Here is a 1199-nt window from a genome sequence, read left to right as displayed (position 1 = left end):
TACCTGACCGGCACCTTCAACCTGTTCGGTCGCGAGCACGACGTGACCGTCGGCGCGCAGTGGGCCGACCTGGAAGGCACCACCAACACGGTCGCGCTGAACTACCCCACCGACTGGGCGCGCTGCGGCAACGAGCGCTGCTACTACATCCCCAACGTGTACGACTGGGATGGCGACATCTCCGAGGTGACCTACACCCGCACCGGCGCGCGCCGGGTGGCCAAGACCACGCAGAGTGGCGTCTACCTGGCCACGCGCCTGCGCCTGGCCGATCCGCTGGCGCTGATCGCCGGTGCGCGCCTGAGCCGGTGGCAGACCCAGACCCGCGCCTACAACGCGGCCGGCACCTACACCGCCACCAGCGGCGCCTACAAGGTGAGCGACGAAGTCACCCCGTACGTCGGCCTGGTGTATGACATCACCCCGCAGTTTGCGGTGTATGCCAGCTACACCGAGATCTTCAATCCGCAGAACTACAAGGACAGGAACGAAAACCTGCTGGCGCCGGTGCAGGGCTCCAACCTTGAAGCCGGCATCAAGAGCCAGTGGTTCCAGGGCCGCCTGACCGCCAATGCGGCCGTGTTCGAGGCCAAGCAGGACAACTACGCCGTGCGCGACATGAGCGTGCCCGATGGCTCGCTCAGCGATGGCAGCTCGGCCTACATCGGCGTCAACGGCACCAAGGCGCGCGGCTGGGAAATGGACATCAACGGCGAGATCCTGCCGGGCTGGACGGTCAATGCCGGCTTCACCCATGTCAAGGTCACCCGCGCGGCCACCGACCTGCTCTACGCCAACCCGGCCGAAGACCTGCTGCAGCTCAACACCCAGGTGCAACTGCGCGGCGCACTGGCGCGCCTGAGCGTGGGCGGCGGCGTGCAGTGGCAGAGCAAGGTGCAGGGCTACAACATCCCCTACCCGCTCGGCGGCACGGTCACGGTGAACCAGCCGGCGTATGCGCTGGTGCAGTTCAACGCCAACTACCGCATCAGCGACAACTGGACCGCTACGCTGAGCGTGCGCAACGCCCTGGACAAGACCTACTGGGCCAACCTGGACTACAACAACTACGGCGAACCGCGCTTCGTGGCGGCCAGTCTGCGCTGGAAGTTCTGACGGCGGACGCCCAACACGCTGCTGCAACGGACGGGTCGCCTGCGGGCGGCCCGTTTTTTTGGCGGCCCGGCACCCGGTAGTGC

At 66.7% G+C, this 1199-nt stretch carries 1 protein-coding gene; it reads left to right on the top strand.

Features of this window, described 5'->3' with window-relative positions:
* On the top strand, nucleotides 1-1116 hold a 1116-nt coding region (locus tag AC1DQP_RS20725; protein ID WP_478052460.1), incomplete at its 5' end, for a TonB-dependent siderophore receptor.
* Nucleotides 1117-1199 lie beyond the last annotated feature (83 nt).

This window comes from Stenotrophomonas sp. P5_A8 (assembly GCF_056400545.1).
Note: the sequence above shows the minus strand (reverse complement) of the source record. Positions and strands in the feature narration are given on the sequence as shown.